Consider the following 17,872-nt stretch of genomic DNA (forward strand, 5'->3'; position numbering starts at 1 on the left):
TTTTTCACATCCCCTTTTTTTATTAAATTTAGGCAGTGACTTCGCTGTTTTTTGCCAAATTCTTATTGGCTGTAGCTAACATTAACTTAATGCGGTTGAGCTGATTTACCTCAGACGCACTTGGGTCATAGTCGACCGCAATAATATTGGCTTCCGGATGAGAGCGACGAAGCTCCTTGATTACACCCTTGCCAACGACATGGTTTGGCAGACAGCCAAATGGCTGTGTACAAACAATATTTGGTGCACCTGTTTCAATAAGTTCAAGCATTTCACCCGTCAAGAACCAGCCTTCTCCTGTCTGGTTTCCAATGGAAACATATTCCTTAGACATATCAGCAAGGTGTCGGATGTTTGAAGGAGCAACAAAGTGCTTGCTCTTTTCAAGGGCCACCTTGGCATCCTTTCGAAATCCTTCGAGAAGTTTAATTCCCCAATTGCAAAGAAATGCTGTCTTTTTGGACATTCCAAGGTGCTCGGCCTTAAAGTTAGCATTGTAGAAGGAGTAGAGAAGGAAGTCCAGTAAATCAGGGACAACGGCCTCAGCTCCCTCTCTTTCGAGAAGTTCTACAATGTGATTATTGGCAAGTGGGGAAAATTTGACTAAAATTTCTCCAACCACACCGACCCTAGGTTTTTTAATATTGAGCCTTGGCAATTCGTCGAATTCCTTGACAATGGCACGGATATTTTTCTTAAATTCACCGAAGGAAGGACTCTTCTTTGAGACAGATTGAATCGCCTTCGCTCTCCATTTTTGGTGTAATTTATCCGTTGATCCTGGCACAGCTTCATATGGGCGGGTTGCATAGACAACACGCATAAAGAGGTCACCGTAGACAATAGCCTGCATGGCTTTAATCATCATTGGAAGGGTGATTTGAAATCCCTCATTGGTTTCCATTCCATTGGCGTTGACAGAGATAACAGGGATTTGTTCCATGCCTGCCTTTTCGAGGGCACGGCGGATAAATCCAATATAATTACTTGCTCGACATCCACCACCTGTCTGACTCATAAAAATGGCTGTGTGATTGAGATCATATTTGCCAGATAATAGTGCTTCCATAATCTGCCCAACAACAATGAGGGATGGATAGCAGGCATCATTGTTGACAAACTTTAATCCACAGTCAATGGCAGAGCGTCCTTCATTTTGCAAAACTTCGACATGGTAGCCAAAGGCATTGAGTGCATGTTCAAGAATATCAAAGTGAATTGGACTCATCTGTGGACATAGAATCGTGTAGTCCTTTTTCATATCCTTTGTAAATGTCTTTCTGTGGTAGGACGCACTCTTGATGTGGCGTTCAATATTTCGCTTTTCTCTCACACGCATAGCAGCAATGAGAGAGCGAATGCGGATTCTTGCGGCACCGAGGTTATTGACCTCATCAATCTTTAGTACGGTATAAATCTTTCCTGAACCAACCAAGATATCAGAAACCTGATCTGTGGTGACAGCGTCAAGACCACAGCCGAAGGAATTGAGTTGAACAAGGTCAAGATCATTTCTTTGTTTGACAAGAGAAGCAGCTGCATAGAGTCTTGAGTGGTACATCCACTGGTCACTGACAATGACAGGTCTTTCAATTGGTGCAAGATGGGAGACAGAATCTTCTGTGAGCACCGCAAGACCAAAAGAAGTAATCATGTCAGGAATACCGTGGTGAATTTCAGGATCCACATGATATGGTCGACCAGCAAGGACAATGCCATGTTTTTTATTGTCTTTTAACCATTGTAAGGTTTCCTCTCCCTTGATTTCAATATCTCTTTTTGCCTGTAAGAGTTCATTCCATCCAGCATGAGCAGCAGCCTTGACTTCTCTTTCTCCAATACCAAATTCATCCGCCATCACCTTAATTAATTGCTTGGTGAGCACTTCTTCATTTGTAAATGCCATAAATGGGTTTAAAAAGCGAATATTTTGCTCAGCAATTTCTTCCACATTGTTTTTAATATTCTCAGCATAAGAGGTAACAATTGGACAATTATAGTGATTTCCAGCATCTGGTGTCTCATTTCGTTCATATGGCACACATGGGTAGAAAATGGTTTTAATGCCCTTTCGGATTAACCATGATACATGACCATGAGTGAGCTTTGCAGGATAGCACTCGGATTCACTTGGAATAGATTCAATGCCCATCTCATATAACTTCTTTGTTGACATTGGAGAGAGCTGAGTTCTAAAGCCAAGTTTCTTAAAGAAAATAGCCCAAAATGGGAAGTCCTCATACATGTTGAGTACTCGTGGAATACCAATGACGCCTCGTTCAGCCATGGCCTCAGGTAGAGCAGGGTAATCAAATATGCGGTGATATTTGTAATCAAAGAGATTCGGAATATCATTTTTTACCTTGTCATGACCTAGACCTCTTTCACAGCGGTTTCCAGAGATAAATTCTCTTCCACCACCAAAGTTATTGATGGTGAGCACGCAGGCATTGTTACATCTCTTGCAGCGACTCATCGTCGTATCATATTGAAGAGAAATCATTTTTTCCAGAGGAATCATACTGGTTTCTTTGTTTTCATGTCTTTCTCTTGCAATGAGTGCAGCACCAAAAGCACCCATAATTCCAGCAATGTCAGGTCTTGTTGCTTCACAGCCTGAAATCTTTTCAAATGCACGAAGCACTGCATCATTGTAGAAAGTACCGCCTTGAACGACGACATGTCTTCCAAGGTCAGAAGGGTCAGTGATTTTAATGACTTTGTAGAGAGCATTTTTAATGACAGAGTAGGCTAGGCCTGCAGAGATGTCGGCAACGGTTGCCCCCTCTTTTTGGGCCTGCTTGACATTGGAATTCATAAATACTGTACAGCGAGTTCCAAGGTCCACAGGATTTTTAGCAAACAATGCTTCCTTTGCGAAATCAACAATACTGTAATTTAATGATTTTGCAAAGGTTTCAATAAATGAACCACAACCTGCAGAGCAGGCTTCATTTAGCTGTACAGAATCTACAGTGTTATCTTTGATTTTAATACATTTCATATCCTGACCACCGATGTCGAGAATGCAATCAACATCTTTGTCAAAGAAAGAAGCTGCATAGTAATGAGCAATCGTCTCTACTTCTCCCTCATCGAGCATAAAGGCAGCTTTTAATAGGGCTTCGCCATAACCTGTAGAACAGGAGTAGGCAATCTTTGCCTTTGGATTGATTTGATCTTTGACCTCATCGAGGGCACGGATGGCTGTGGCAAGGGGAGAGCCGTTATTGCTTGAGTAAAACTTCCAAAGGAGAGAACCTTGATCGTCAATGAGAGCAATTTTGGTTGTTGTAGAACCAGCATCAATACCAAGATAGATGTTTCCCTCATAGCTTGCTAGGTCCGCAGTCTTTACCGCATTGCCAGAGTGACGAGTTTGAAATACCTTGTATTCTTCCTCATTGTGGAAGAGTGGATCCATTCGAGTGATCTCATGTTCCATGGTCACGCCTGTGCGAAGCTGATTGATCAGGCTGCCAATCGGAATGGAGGCTTGATCTTTTGCATTTAGTGCACTGCCGATGGCTGCAAACAGATGTGAGTTTTCAGGTGCAATGATATATTCGTCAGTTAAATTTAAGGTGCGAATAAAAGCATTTCTTAATTCGGGCAGAAAGTGAAGTGGGCCGCCGAGAAATGCAATATGTCCACGAATTGGTTTTCCGCAGGCAAGTCCAGAGATCGTCTGATTGACCACAGCCTGAAAGATGGAGGCAGCTAAGTCCTCTCTCGTTGCTCCCTCATTGATGAGAGGTTGGATGTCTGATTTGGCAAACACACCACAACGTGCGGCAATTGGATAGATGGACTTATAATTTTTGGCAAATTCATTCAGTCCTGTGGCATCTGTTTGAAGAAGAGAAGCCATCTGGTCGATAAATGAGCCCGTACCACCAGCACAGATACCATTCATTCTCTGGTCAAGACCACCTGCAAAGTAGATAATCTTTGCGTCTTCACCACCAAGCTCAATGGCAACATCCGTCTGTGGAGCGTAATGTTCAAGGGCTGTGGCGACAGCGATAACCTCTTGGACAAAGGTCATATCAAGATGTTTTGCTAAAGTCAAGCCACCCGATCCGGTGATCAAAGGAATAAGTTCCATATCTCCAAGTTTTTCGTAGGCCGTATTTAAAAGTGTGGCAAGAGTGCCCTGAATGTTTGCAAAATGTCTCTGATAGTCAGAGAACAATACATTTTTATTCTGGTCAAGGATGGCAATCTTTACTGTGGTAGAGCCGACATCAATGCCCAGAGTATTCTTTGTTAATTCTGTCATTGTAACCTCATTTCAATGATTCTTATTTTTAAAAATAGGAATCAATACTAATATTATCAGTTTATGTTGCAAACGCAATTCTAACACATTCGATTTGATTTTACAATTGGGCAGGATGTGATACAATAGGGAAGGTTACAAACGGCATAGAAAAGAAAGGGAGGAATATGAGTTTTTTTAACAAATTTGAGCACAAATTTTCCAAATATGCTATTCATAATTTGATGTATTATTTCGTTGTATTATATGCCATTGGCTTTGTTATGAGTATAGTGAATATTCAAATTTATTATGAATATTTGGCACTCGATGTGCCAAAAGTTTTGCATGGACAAATTTGGAGACTCATCACTTGGATGATCTATCCACCGAGCAATAATATTTTATTTAGTGCTTTGATGTTGTGGATGTATTTTAGTCTGGGAAATACATTGGAAAACATTTGGGGAGCATTTCGATTTAATGTCTTTATGTTGATGGGGGTGTTCTTTCATATTTTGGCAGCGTTTATTCTCTACTTTGGTTTTGGACTTCGCTATGCGATTACACCAGATAATTTAAATATGTCGATTCTCTTAGCTTTTGCGTTGACTTTTCCAGATATGGAATTTTTTATCTATTTTGTATTGCGCATTAAGGCCAAGTATTTGGCACTATTTTATATTGTGATTGGTCTATATAATTTTATTCGTGGAAATCAGGTGACAAGGGTGACACTATTTTTGTCAGGACTTAATTTTATTATTTTCTTTGTGATGACAAAGATGTGGAGAGGGATCACACCAAAGCGAGCAGTCCAAAAAGAAAATAAGACAAAGATAAAAGTTCCATCTCGTACAGTACATAAATGTGCTGTATGTGGAAGAACAGAGAAAGATATGCCCGATATGGAATTTCGATATTGTTCAAAGTGCAATGGGAATTATGAGTATTGTGCGGAACATCTGTATACACACAAGCATATCGAATAAAAATATCTCTATTGATGGTAGCGATTTTTTGCAAAGTATTGTATAATACAATTGTTACATCAATGACATTATTTTTTGAAAGAGGACGCGAAAATGAAGAAAACAAAAATTATTTGTTCAATGGGACCAAATACCAATGACAAGGAATTGATGAAGAACATGGCACTCAGCGGTATGAATATCGCAAGATTCAACTTCTCACATGGTGACTATGAGGAGCATTTGGGAAGATATAAGATCTTGGAAGAGGTCAGAAAAGAGACTGGGCTTCAGATTGCAGCTCTTTTGGATACAAAGGGACCAGAAATCAGAACAGGTGTTTTGGTAGATGGCAAGAAGGTTACACTTGAGCAGGGACAGACCTATGTTTTGAGCATTCATGAGTGTGTCGGTGACAACAAGAAGGGATTTATCAACTATGCAGGTCTTGCAGAGGATATTGCTCCAGGAAATACAATCTTGATTGATGATGGTTTGATCGAGCTTCGTGTAGAATCTGTAGAGAATGGCGACATTACTTGTACAGTATTAAATGGCGGCGAACTCGGAGAGAGAAAGGGAGTCAATGTACCTGGTGTATCAGTTAAGCTTCCACCTCTTACAGATAAGGATAAAGAAGATCTTCGCTTTGGTGCAGACCTTGGATTTGAGTTTATTGCCGCATCATTCGTAAGAAATGCTGCAGCAATCCGTGAGATCAGAGAGATCGTCGCAGAGAAGAATGCCAATATGAAGATTATTGCTAAGATCGAGAACCAAGAAGGTATCGACAATATCGATGAGATTCTTGAACTTGCTGATGGTATCATGGTAGCCAGAGGTGATATGGGTGTTGAGATTCCAGCAGAGAAGGTTCCAGCTATTCAGAAGATGTTGATTCAAAAGTGCAATCTTGCTTGTAAGCCAGTTGTTACAGCAACACAGATGCTTGATTCTATGATTAGAAATCCTAGACCTACAAGAGCTGAGGTTGCCGATGTAGCGAATGCAATTTATGATGGTACAGATGCAATTATGCTTTCTGGAGAGTCTGCGATGGGTAAGTATCCATTGGAGGCATTGCAGACAATGGCTAGAATTGCTGAGGAGACAGAGAAGCATTTGAATTCAGAGGCTTATAAGACAAGACATATCGATGCTGTTTCTGAGAAGAATATTTCTAATCAGGTAAGTTATTCTGCAGTTGCTACAGCAGATGCTCTTGGTGCAAAGGCTATTGTTGCTCCAACAATCAGTGGTTTTACAGCTCGTATGCTCTCTAAGTGGAGACCAAGTGCAACTATTTATGGACTTTCACCAAGTGAGAAGACCATTAGACAGATGCAGCTCTATTGGGGTGTTGTTCCAGTACAGTCCAAGAGATCAGATTCTACAGATAACTTGTTAGAGGAGTCTGTTGAGATTGTTAAGGAGTTGGCTCACCTTCAGTCAGGAGATATCGTGGTTACAACAGCAGGTATCGTACAGGGCAAGGCCGATCATCTTCCAGTGTCAGAGACAAATTCAATGCGTGTTGTTACTGTACAGTAATTGCTTTATCAATATTTTATTCAAGGGGCTTTCAACTTTGTTGGAGGCTCCTTCTTTTTTATATTTGGGCAAAACGAAGCACCCCCAAATCTTTCGATTTGGGGGCGTAGGTTTTAGGATTTCGGGATTTTCATAAACTGTGGAGTGCTTCGCACTTTTTATGATGAACTCAGTATAGCACAGTTTTGTGTAAAAAAATTGAAAAAATAATAAAGGAAATATGAATACTTTCTTAAGAATAGGAAGAATATAATTGTTAATTTGCATAAAATATGATAATATTGCAAATATAATCATTTCAGTGTAGAAAATCTTTGATAGATTCAAGCATATCTTTGTCATTTCGACAATTTACCAATCAAGCTAGGAATAGACATTGACAAGGCAGAGAAAGTGTATTATTATATAGTTAAATAGAACATATGTTCGTATATGGCTGTGGGAGGATAAAGTAATGAATACAGATGATAGATTAAAGGCATTAGATGCTGCAGTGACACAAATTGAAAAGGCCTATGGCAAGGGCTCGATTATGAGACTGGGAGATTCAGATATCAATATGAATATAGAGACAGTTCCTACAGGTTCTTTGAGCTTGGATCTTGCCCTTGGTCTTGGTGGAATTCCAAAGGGGAGGGTTGTAGAGATCTATGGTCCAGAGTCTTCAGGAAAAACGACGGTCGCCTTACATATGGTGGCGGAAGTGCAAAAGAGGGGCGGAATTGCGGGGTTTATTGATGCAGAGCATGCCCTTGATCCAGCCTATGCAAAAAATATTGGCGTGGACATTGACAATTTATATATCTCACAGCCAGACAATGGAGAACAGGCTTTGGAAATCACGGAGACAATGGTTCGCTCTGGGGCAGTAGATATTGTGATTGTGGATTCTGTTGCTGCTCTTGTGCCAAAGGCAGAGATTGATGGTGATATGGGTGATTCTCATATGGGATTGCAGGCGAGATTGATGAGTCAGGGATTGAGAAAGCTGACAGGAATTATGGCAAAGAGCAATTGCACAGTGATTTTTATTAACCAGTTGAGAGAAAAGATTGGCATTGTGTTTGGAAATCCAGAGACAACTACAGGTGGACGTGCACTGAAGTTCTATGCATCTGTTCGTATGGAAGTTCGAAGGGCAGAGGCTTTAAAGAATAGTGGTGAGGTTGTTGGAAATCGAGTAAAGGTAAAAGTGGTCAAGAATAAGATTGCACCGCCATTTCGTGAGGCAGAATTTGATATTATGTTCGGAAAGGGAATTTCTAGAGAGGGAGATATTCTCGATCTTGCAGCGGCAGAGGACATTATTGATAAGAGTGGTGCTTGGTATGCCTATCAGGGAAGTAAGATTGGTCAGGGAAGAGAAAATGCTAAGCAGTTTTTGCGTGAGCATCCAGAGATTATGGCTGAGGTTGAGACTAAGGTGCGTGCTGCCCATGGACTTGAAGATGATGTCAAGGTTGTAAAAGAAGTACAAGAAGAGACTAAAGAATAATGTTGATTACGCAGATTATTCCGATAGACAAGCGACGCAGTAAGATTTGTGCGGACCAGGATACCTTTGCACTCTATCGGGGGGAGATTTTTCGACTTGGAATTAAGGAGAATGAAGAGTTAAGCGATGAAGATTATGCAATCAAGGTGTATCCTATTTTAAAAAAGCGGGCGAGAGAGAGAATTGTCTACATTTTAAAGGACAGGGATAAGACCGAGGCGGAATTGCGAGGAAAGTTAAGGGATGGTTACTATCCAAACGAAGTGATTGATGAGACTATCGATTGGGCAAAGAAACTCCACTATATTGATGATACACGCTATGTGGACTTTTATATTCGCTCAAATGGAGAAAGAAAGAGTAGAAAGAGGATGATGTATGATCTTCGACAAAAAGGAATATCGCCAGAACTTTTGGAGGAATTTTTATCTTTAGAGAGTGTAGATGAAAGAGGTCAAATTCTTCGATTCCTAGAAAAAAAGAAGTATGATCGACAAAATAGTGATTGGCAACAAAAGAGAAAATTGGTGCAATCGCTCGTGGCTAAGGGATATTCCTATGATGTGATTCTTTCCTGCATGGATGAATAGGGCTTGGCTTTGGTGAAAGTGATTGAAGTTTATTGCAATTTAGGGCATTTTCTGATAAAATTTAAATGTTGTAATCGTACAATGAAAATTTAATAGGGAGGTGCTCCTGTGTCACAAGGTATTATTTTTTTAATTGCAGTTATCCTTACAGCAGTTATTGTGGCGCCTCTGAGTTGGAAAATGGCAATATCACATCGAAAGAAGACTTATGAAGATAAGATCGGTTCGGCAGAAGTCAAGTCCAGAGAAATTATAGAGGAAGCCTTAAAAACAGCGGAGACAAAGAAGCGCGAAGCTCTCTTAGAAGCAAAAGAAGAGTCACTGAAGACGAAGAATGAGCTTGATAAGGAAGTCAAAGAGAGAAGAGCAGAACTGCAGCGTTATGAAAAGAGAGTCTTAATCAAGGAAGAAAACATTGACAAGAAACAGGAAACATTGGAGAAGAAGGAAGAGGCCATAATTGCAAAGGAGGAAAAGCTGAGCGAAAAAAATCGCAAAGTAGAGGAACTCCTAGAGCAGGGTCAGGCAGAACTAGAGAGGATTTCTGGCTTGACTACAGAGGATGCAAAGAAATTTCTCTTGCAATCAGTGGAAGATGACATCAAGCATGACAAGGCAAAGTTAATTAAGGAGCTAGAAAATTCGGCTAAGGAAGAGGCTGAGCGAAAGGCAAAGGATTACATTGTCACAGCTATCCAAAAGTGTGCAGCAGATCATGTGGCAGAGACAACGGTTTCTGTTGTTCAACTGCCAAATGACGAGATGAAGGGAAGGATTATTGGTCGAGAAGGACGCAATATTCGCACATTGGAGCAGATGACAGGGGTAGAATTGATTATTGATGATACGCCAGAAGCTGTGGTTTTGTCAGGATTTGATCCAGTTAGACGAGAAGTAGCTAGAATTGCACTGGAGAGATTGATTGTGGATGGGCGAATTCATCCAGCCAGAATCGAAGAGATGGTGGAAAAGGCACAGAAGGAAGTCGATGTGGTGATGAGACAGGCAGGAGAAGTGGCTACCATGAAAGTGGGTGTGCATGGACTTCATCCAGAACTTGTCAAATTGGTTGGTCGTATGAAGTTTAGAACAAGTTTTGGACAAAATGCTTTACAACATTCGATTGAGGTGGCTGAACTGACAGGACTTTTGGCCGCAGAAGTTGGTGTGGATGTTCGTATGGCCAAGAGAGCAGGGCTTTTACATGATATTGGAAAGGCAATTGACCACGAAGTTGAAGGTTCACATGTGCAATTGGGTTCAGATATTTGTCGAAAGTACAAAGAATCTGCAATTGTGATCAATGCTGTAGAATCACATCATGGGGATGTGGAAGCTGACAACTTGATTTCTTGTTTGGTACAAGCGGCAGATACAATTTCGGCTGCAAGACCTGGTGCAAGAAGAGAAACTTTGGAAAATTATACGACGCGCTTGACACAACTGGAAGAGATTACAAACTCATTTGAAGGTGTGGATAAGTCGTTTGCCATACAAGCAGGACGTGAGGTGCGCATTATGGTTATGCCAGAGAAGGTGTCAGAAGATGATATGGTGATTTTGGCTCATGATGTGGCAAAACGCATTGAGGAAGAGATGCAATATCCAGGACAGATTAAAGTCAATGTCATTCGAGAATCAAGAGTGCAAGATATTGCAAAATAGAAAAGAGGGAGAGTTTTCAAGTTTTGGCTTGAAAACTCTCCCTTTATTTCTGACTTCACAAAAGAGATTTTATTGAAGGACAGATTCCACTCTCTCTTCCACATTTCGATCAAAATTGATGACACTGTGGTCATATGGATTGTTGAGTAGTGGAGAGTGGAGCATAAAATCTGCAGAGGCCTTGTTGATGGCCATCGGAATATCATAGACCTGAGCGATGCGAAGGAGAGCCTTGACATCTGGGTCATGTGGTTGTGCTTCAAGTGGATCAGAGAAAAAGACAACAAAATTAATCTTTCCCTCAACAATCTTTGCTCCTACTTGTTGGTCTCCTCCGAGCGGACCACTATTGTAGCCTTTGACAGGAAGACCTGTTTTGGCAGAGACAAGTCGAGCAGTTGTTCCTGTTCCACACAAGAAGTGTTTGCTCAAAATCTCCTTGTTGGAATTGCACCAATCAATCAATTCTGCCTTTTTGCCATCATGGGCGATGAGAGCGATGGTCTTTTGCTCAGGAATTGTGAAAGTAATAAATTCATTTTTTACAGCCATAAAATACCTCCAAATAAATATAATCTTTCCCTATTGTATCATATTATTAGAGAATAGGTAGAAAAATTGGTTGTCGTTTTCTAAAAATAGTGTATTTTATGAAGCCACAATCGAGTAAAATTTGAGCAACATCATCAAAGTGATGGCCGATATATTCTGGTTGATGGGCATCACTGCCAATGGTCACCATAGTTCCTCCGAGTTCCTTGTATCGACGAATAATATCGGGATGAGGATTTGGCACTCCCAACTGATACTTGTAGCCTGCACTATTGATTTCAAGAGCCTTTCGCTTTTTAATCAATGCCTTTAATAGCGGATCGATATATTCGGCAAAGGCAGCGTAGGAATAGTTGGCATTTTTATTTGGACCATATCGCACGATATAGTCGAGGTGACCAAAGCTATCAAAGTCATCGAGTAAAAGGATTCTCTGTGTAGAAATATCAAAGTAATGTGCGTAGCAATCTTCCTCTCGATGTCCTTGATAGAAGGAAGGATAGTAGAGATCTTGGCGATCAATAAAGTGGCTTGATCCGATGATGTAATCAAAACAGCCGGCATAGTTTTTAGAAAACTCGTCATAATAATCTCTTAGATGCAATTGCAACCCCTGTTCGATACCAATAAGTAATTCAATATCCTTGCGGTATTCGATTTGGAGAGTTTGCATAGCGAGTAAATAGCGCTCGACATCGAGCAAAAAAGTCATTCCCTCTTCATTGATGGCATCATAGTCATTGTGATCTGTGATGCAAATCCTTTCCATGCCAAGAGAGATTGCTCGCTCGATCTGTGCTCTTGGTGGAGTTGTGGAATCAGAAGAGAAATGTGTGTGAATGTGACAATCGTTTAACATATTAAACTCTCCTTATTTGAAATGATATATAAATTATAATAAATAATGTTGAAAAAAGATATAGGTCTATGTTAGAATGCGAATTAGACGGGTAAAAACCTGATCAAAAAAGGAAGAGGAAAAAGAAAAGAGATGGATGTTAAAAACATTGCAAATCTATTTGGGTTTGTGGGCGGTCTGGGTATGTTCTTGTATGGTATGCATATCATGTCAGAAGGTATACAAAAGACAGCTGGAGGAAAGATGCAGCAATTCCTCGGTATGCTGACAAACAATCGCTTGATGGCCATCGGTCTGGGGGCATTGATTACAGCAATTATCCATAGTTCTGGAGCAACAACAGTTATGGTTGTTGGATTTGTGAATGCAGGAATTTTGACATTGACACAGGCTGTGGGTGTCATTATGGGTGCAAACATTGGTACAACGATTACAGCGTGGTTGGTGTCAATGAGCCAGATGGGGGATTCTTTGGCGATTTTGACGCCAGAATTTGATGCACCATTACTTATTGGTGTTGGTGCAATGCTTATCTTGTTTGCCAAGTCAGAGAAAAAGCACTTGATTGGAGAGATTGTCATTGGTGTTGGATTTTTGTTCTTGGGATTAAAGTATATGTCAAGTTCGATCAGTCCATATGCACAGCTTCCCATTTTTTCACAGGCATTTGCCATTCTTGGAAAGAATCCAATTTTTGGTATTTTGGCTGGTGCCATTGTTACGGCACTCTTACAAAGTTCATCGGCATCGGTTGGTATTTTGCAGACTTTGGCCCTCAATGGTGTGGTCAATATGAGTTCAGCCATTTATATTACTTTGGGACAAAATATCGGTACCTGTGTGACTGCCTTGATTTCCAGTGTGGGAAGTTCAAGGACAGCAAAGAGAGCCGCAGTGCTTCATTTTTTATTTAATACATTGGGTGCCGTGGTCTTTGGAATTGGCGGATTTATCTTCTTTAACATTAATAAAAAGTTTGCGACCAGCAATATGACAGCAGTGGATATTTCTATTTTCCATACTCTATTTAATTCGACGATGACCTTAATTTTACTTCCATTTGTCAATCAGTTGGTCAGTCTTTCCGGTGTATTTGTCAAGGGAACAGACGAGATTGCAGAACAAGGTGCTACAGTGGAGTCACCAGTGGATGCCATCAGGCAATTTGATCAGCGTATCTTTGAAACACCAGCATTTGCACTTGAGGCAGCTACATTGGAGATCATCCATATGGGTCATATTACACTGGAAAACACAAGGACAGCCATTGATGCTGTTTTGACAGGAGATAAGGAAAAGATTGCGAAGGTGTTTACGGTAGAAAAGACCATCAATGAAATGGAAGAAGTTTTAATTGAATATTTGATTAAGGTCGATAATCTTCCGCTTGGCGAGCATCAAAAGTTAGTCGTCAATGATTTGTTTTATACCGTCAGTGACATTGAACGGGTGGGCGATCACGCAGAAAATCTGGTTGAAAATATGCAGTACTTGGAAGAGAAAAAACTTCAATTCTCCGAAGTAGCAGTCGAAGATTTAAAGAGAATTTCTGAGAAAGTCTACAAGGCACTGGAGGCAGCCATTGATGCGAGAAGGAACCCGAATATGGATGATGTTCGAAAGGTGAACGAACTAGAAGATCAGGTTGATAATCTGGAAGACGAATTGAGAGAAAAGCACATTGACAGGTTGTCAAAGAAGCAATGTAAAACAGAGGCAGGAGTGATTTTCCTTGATATTGTGAGCAATTTAGAGAGAATGTCAGATCATGCTTCCAACTTGGCAGGCTATATTGCAAAGGAATTATAAGATGAAAAATAGAGAACTTTGTATTTTACATGAGGTGAGAAAAAAATACAGAGGGAGCAAAGAGGCAGCGATAGAGTCTGCCTCTTTCGCTATCCAAAGCGGAGAAATTCTTGGCATTTTGGGAGAGAATGGTGCAGGAAAGAGCACGCTTTTGTCCTTGATTGCGAGGACACAAAAATTTGATGGGGGAAGTATTGAGTATAGGAAGGATGTAAAGAAAAGGCTTTCCTATCTTCCACAGGAATTATCATTGTATCAGGAATTGACAGGAAGAGAAAATATGACTTTTTGGGGGCTTTTAGAGAAGATGAATGGATCTCAGATCAAGGTAGAGAGTGAATCTTTACTAAAAGAACTTGGACTGCTAGAAAAGATTGACAAAAGAGTACAGACCTATTCGGGAGGAATGAAGAGAAGACTGCATTTGGCCACAGCACTGTTGGGAAAGCCGTCACTTTTACTTTTGGATGAACCATTTGTTGGGGCAGATGAAGTTTCCATTGAGCAAATGATAAAAATTTTAAAGGTAAGACGAGATGAGGGTGTTGGCATTGTCTTGATTAGTCATCAGAAGGAGATTGTAGATACTTTAGTTGATCGAAGAATTTATATCAAGAAAGGGAGGATGATGGATGCAGGGCTTTAGAGCAATGCTCTATAAGGATATTCAAATTCTTGTTCGACCGTGGAATCTTTTATTGATCTTTTTGCCCATTTTCTTATTTTTGAGTATGCAAGTGATGAGTGAAAAGGTGGTAGAGGATGGTCTTGCAAAGCCATTTGCAGTTGGAGTCAGAGATCAGGATCAGACAATGATGTCCAAAACGCTAATTAAGCAAATGAAGGATGTTGAACTTTTCTCATCAATAGAAGAAATTGGAGAAGAGGAAGATAATGAAGAGGCATTTCAGCGAGAAATAGCAGCTGTATTTACGATCCCAAAAGACTTTTTCTATGATGCCTATTACTTTCAGGCCAAGCCGGTGGAAGTAGTCAGTAACATCAACATGCCTGTGCAGAGCGAAATTTTTACCTCTATTTTTAGCTCCATTATGAATATTATGCAGACAGATCAGGCAGTGGCCAGAGCGGTGCATAATTTTACAGGGCAAAGTGATGAAAAGATGTATGAAAATGCCTCACTTCAATTATTGTCCGATGCCCTTGGTCGCCAGAGCATTTTCAAAGATACAGCACAAAAGTATGTTCAGGGACAGAGTGCTAGGGTATTGGCAACGGTGCTATTTTTGAGTGCATTTTTATCAGCTCTTGCGATTGCAAGAAATATTCCAAGAGAAATTAACCAATGGATACTCGTCCGCTATCAGGTAAGAGGGGGGAAAATAGGAGCATTTTTTTTATCAAAAATTGTGGTGCTTTTTCTCTGTGCACTTCCTGTGATGTTCTATGTCTCTATTTTCTTTCAAAAACTCCTTCTGCTCTATTTTATCAGTTTGCTATCTAGTTTTATCTTTTTGGCAGGGATATCTGTCTTTTGTAAAAAAGATGTACAAAAGATAGGAAATATGTTGGCTTTACTTTTGTTAGTCAGTGGAGGAACACTTTGGGGAAAGTTTCGAATTCCGTTTCATCCGATTTATGCTTTTATGGCGATGGACGGCACACAGATGAAGGAAAGGTGGATTTTATATCTACCAGCACTGGGGATGATGCTTCTTGGAATATTACTTTTTGGAATTTATTTTTTTGTGGGAAGAAGGAAAGAAAGAGAACATAGGTCAAGTCATTTTTTGTGGGAAATTCGACTTCTTCGCCTAGTTGGTTCAAGAATTTGGCTGGTGATTTGGATTTTAGTGGCAGCGACATTTGGACTAGTGATCAAACAGGTAAATCGCCCCTTAAGCCAGAAAATAAAACTCTATGTAGTCAATGAAAGTGGAGATGAAAAGAGCAGGGAATTATGGGAAGAGTTACAAAAAAATCAGGAATTGGAGTTGATTCAAAAGAAGGAAAATCAGGCTAAAATCGGTGTTTTATTTGGAGAAGCAGAGGGGATGTTTGTCCTTAGAAAGAATGATTATGAGTATATAGGGGTGAGTGGTGGTTTTTCTCAAGAAGCCATTAGGGAAATTATTGCAGGGAAAGTGATTGCCATGCGAAGTAAATATGGGGCAAAAGGGATGGCAGAAAAGATTCTAAAGAGAAAGCTTACAGAGGATGAGAGTCAGGAGCTACTTTTTCGCATAAATCAAGAATTTTCTAATGCTACACCACTATATTCTTTAAAGAACTATCAGGGAGCTACACAGAGGGAAATATTTTCACCAAACGCACTGGCCATTGTGGCAATGGAAATTTTGTTTTTGAGTTTTTCTCTTTCCTTGGCTGCACAGGATCAAGAGGAGATGGATGTACAAAGGCGCCTTTCGATCAGAAAGAGAAGAAAGCATCGGATGAGTATTTTATGTGTGATGGCAAGTTTTTCATTTTTGATTGGTCTAGAAACTATGGTGATTGGAAGTAGTGGACAGGAGAAAATTTTAGCATTGGTATGCTTCTCGCTGTGGGCAACAGGCTTTAGTGCACTACTTTCTATGCTCTTTTCCTATGCCATTGGATTGGAAGGAATGCTGCTCTATTTTGTGTTACTGTTGTGCCTATGGAGTGGTTGTTTTGTGGATATTTCTCATGTTTCCAGAACATTTTCAACAATTTCTCAATATTTGCCGATGGGAATGATATGGGCAAGTCGTACATCTTATTGGCAGTATGCACTTATTTGTGTGCAAATTCTAGTATTTTTCCTTGGCTATATGATAAAGTCTTCGAAAAATAAGTAAAAAAGTAGGGAGATATACGAGGAAAAACTAGTTAATATCACGATAAAATGTGGAAACATAAAATGTATACACATTTTGTGTGGAGATATCAGTCAAAAATGGGTGGAATAGAGACTTGATTGACTAAAAAATGACGAAATAGAAAAAAACAGAGATGGAAGAAGGTACTTGCAATTTTGTATCATTTTGAGTACAATAATAGACGAGATGAAAACTTACATTTCTTACAGGAGGAGTTAATATGTCAGTTAAAGTAGCAATTAATGGTTTTGGACGCATTGGTCGTCTCGCATTTAGACAGATGTTCGAGGCAGATGGTTATGAGGTAGTAGCAATCAATGATCTTACAGATCCTAAGATGCTTGCACACCTTTTGAAGTATGATACAGCACAGGGTGGTTTCTGTGGAAAGATCGGTGAGGGCCTTCATACTGTTGAGGCTGGTGAGGATTCCATCACTGTTGATGGCAAGAAGATTACAATCTACAAAGAGGCAGATGCTTCTAAGCTTCCTTGGGGACAGATTGGAGTAGATGTTGTACTTGAGTGTACAGGATTCTACACATCAAAGGCAAAGTCACAGGCACATATTGATGCAGGTGCTAAGAAGGTTGTTATTTCAGCTCCAGCTGGAAATGATCTTCCAACTGTTGTATTCTCCGTAAATGAGAACACATTGACAAAGGACGATACAATTATCTCTGCTGCATCTTGTACAACAAACTGCCTTGCACCAATGGCAAATGCATTGAACAAGCTTGCACCAATCCAGAGTGGTATCATGAGCACAATTCATGCTTACACAGGTGACCAGATGATCCTTGACGGACCACACAGAAAGGGTGACTTGAGAAGAGCAAGAGCAGGTGCTGCAAATATCGTTCCTAACTCAACAGGTGCTGCTAAGGCTATTGGCCTTGTAATTCCAGAGCTCAACGGCAAGCTCATCGGATCTGCACAGAGAGTTCCAGTTCCAACAGGATCTACAACAATTCTTACAGCTGTTGTTAAGAAGGCTGGCCTTACAAAGGAGATGATCAATGAGGCTATGAAGGCATCTGCTTCAGAGTCATTTGGTTACAACGAGGATCAGATCGTTTCATCTGATGTTATTGGAATGAAGTATGGTTCACTCTTTGATGCAACTCAGACAATGGTAGCTGAATTGGGCGATGACTTATATCAGGTACAGGTTGTTTCATGGTATGACAACGAGAATTCTTACACATCACAGATGGTAAGAACAATCAAGTACTTTGCTGAATTGAACTAATTTATCAGAGACCAAAGAGGTCCGGTCCTAGGACCGGACCTCTTT

At 40.3% G+C, this 17,872-nt stretch carries 12 protein-coding genes; 9 read left to right on the top strand and 3 right to left on the bottom strand.

Translation table 11 applies throughout. The annotated features are described in order from the left end of the window. Positions 1 to 28 precede the first annotated feature (28 nt). Complete coding sequence (locus tag J5A74_05760) at positions 29 to 4,282, bottom strand: 2-hydroxyacyl-CoA dehydratase (protein ID QUI94941.1); 4,254 nt, start codon at positions 4,280 to 4,282, stop codon at positions 29 to 31. A gap of 167 nt (positions 4,283 to 4,449) precedes the next feature. Here J5A74_05760 and J5A74_05765 point away from each other — a divergent pair, with 167 nt between their 5' ends. From J5A74_05765 to rny, 5 genes are all read left to right on the top strand, one after another. Beyond that, positions 4,450 to 5,253: a hypothetical protein gene (locus J5A74_05765; GenBank protein ID QUI94942.1), complete on the top strand. Its 804-nt coding sequence runs from the start codon at positions 4,450 to 4,452 to the stop codon at positions 5,251 to 5,253. A 93-nt stretch (positions 5,254 to 5,346) separates the two neighbouring features. Beyond that, the gene (pyk, locus tag J5A74_05770) at positions 5,347 to 6,783 is read left to right on the top strand and encodes a pyruvate kinase (GenBank protein ID QUI94943.1); all 1,437 of its coding nucleotides are present in this window, start codon (positions 5,347 to 5,349) and stop codon (positions 6,781 to 6,783) included. Positions 6,784 to 7,237: 454 nt separating this feature from the next. Next, positions 7,238 to 8,278 (top strand): recombinase RecA, encoded by a 1,041-nt coding sequence (recA, locus tag J5A74_05775; GenBank protein ID QUI94944.1) that lies wholly within the window; start codon positions 7,238 to 7,240, stop codon positions 8,276 to 8,278. Beyond that, positions 8,278 to 8,868, top strand: coding sequence for a regulatory protein RecX (locus J5A74_05780; GenBank protein QUI94945.1), 591 nt, complete (start codon positions 8,278 to 8,280; stop codon positions 8,866 to 8,868). The genes recA and J5A74_05780 overlap by 1 nt, the downstream gene beginning before the upstream one ends. Before the next feature lie 108 nt (positions 8,869 to 8,976). Beyond that, positions 8,977 to 10,533, top strand: a complete 1,557-nt coding sequence (gene rny / locus J5A74_05785; GenBank protein ID QUI94946.1) for a ribonuclease Y — start codon at positions 8,977 to 8,979, stop codon at positions 10,531 to 10,533. A gap of 69 nt (positions 10,534 to 10,602) precedes the next feature. Here the strand turns inward: rny and J5A74_05790 are convergent, their stop codons facing one another. Together J5A74_05790 and J5A74_05795 are read right to left on the bottom strand one after the other, a co-directional pair. Continuing rightward, positions 10,603 to 11,085: a methylglyoxal synthase gene (locus J5A74_05790; protein QUI94947.1), complete on the bottom strand. Its 483-nt coding sequence runs from the start codon at positions 11,083 to 11,085 to the stop codon at positions 10,603 to 10,605. A gap of 46 nt (positions 11,086 to 11,131) precedes the next feature. Continuing rightward, complete coding sequence (locus tag J5A74_05795; GenBank protein QUI94948.1) at positions 11,132 to 11,944, bottom strand: histidinol-phosphatase HisJ family protein; 813 nt, start codon at positions 11,942 to 11,944, stop codon at positions 11,132 to 11,134. Between the two features lie 132 nt (positions 11,945 to 12,076). Here J5A74_05795 and J5A74_05800 point away from each other — a divergent pair, with 132 nt between their 5' ends. From J5A74_05800 to gap, 4 genes are all read left to right on the top strand, one after another. Further along, on the top strand, positions 12,077 to 13,753 hold the full coding sequence (locus J5A74_05800; protein QUI94949.1) for a Na/Pi cotransporter family protein: 1,677 nt from the start codon (positions 12,077 to 12,079) through the stop codon (positions 13,751 to 13,753). A gap of 1 nt (position 13,754) precedes the next feature. Next, positions 13,755 to 14,399: an ABC transporter ATP-binding protein gene (locus J5A74_05805; protein QUI94950.1), complete on the top strand. Its 645-nt coding sequence runs from the start codon at positions 13,755 to 13,757 to the stop codon at positions 14,397 to 14,399. Then, positions 14,386 to 16,554, top strand: a complete 2,169-nt coding sequence (locus J5A74_05810; GenBank protein QUI94951.1) for an ABC transporter permease — start codon at positions 14,386 to 14,388, stop codon at positions 16,552 to 16,554. Before J5A74_05805 ends, J5A74_05810 begins: the two co-directional genes overlap by 14 nt. Before the next feature lie 241 nt (positions 16,555 to 16,795). After that, complete coding sequence (gene gap / locus J5A74_05815) at positions 16,796 to 17,827, top strand: type I glyceraldehyde-3-phosphate dehydrogenase (protein QUI94952.1); 1,032 nt, start codon at positions 16,796 to 16,798, stop codon at positions 17,825 to 17,827. Positions 17,828 to 17,872 lie beyond the last annotated feature (45 nt).

The organism is Lachnospiraceae bacterium oral taxon 096 (genome assembly GCA_018141845.1).
Lineage (GTDB): Bacteria > Bacillota > Clostridia > Lachnospirales > Lachnospiraceae > F0428.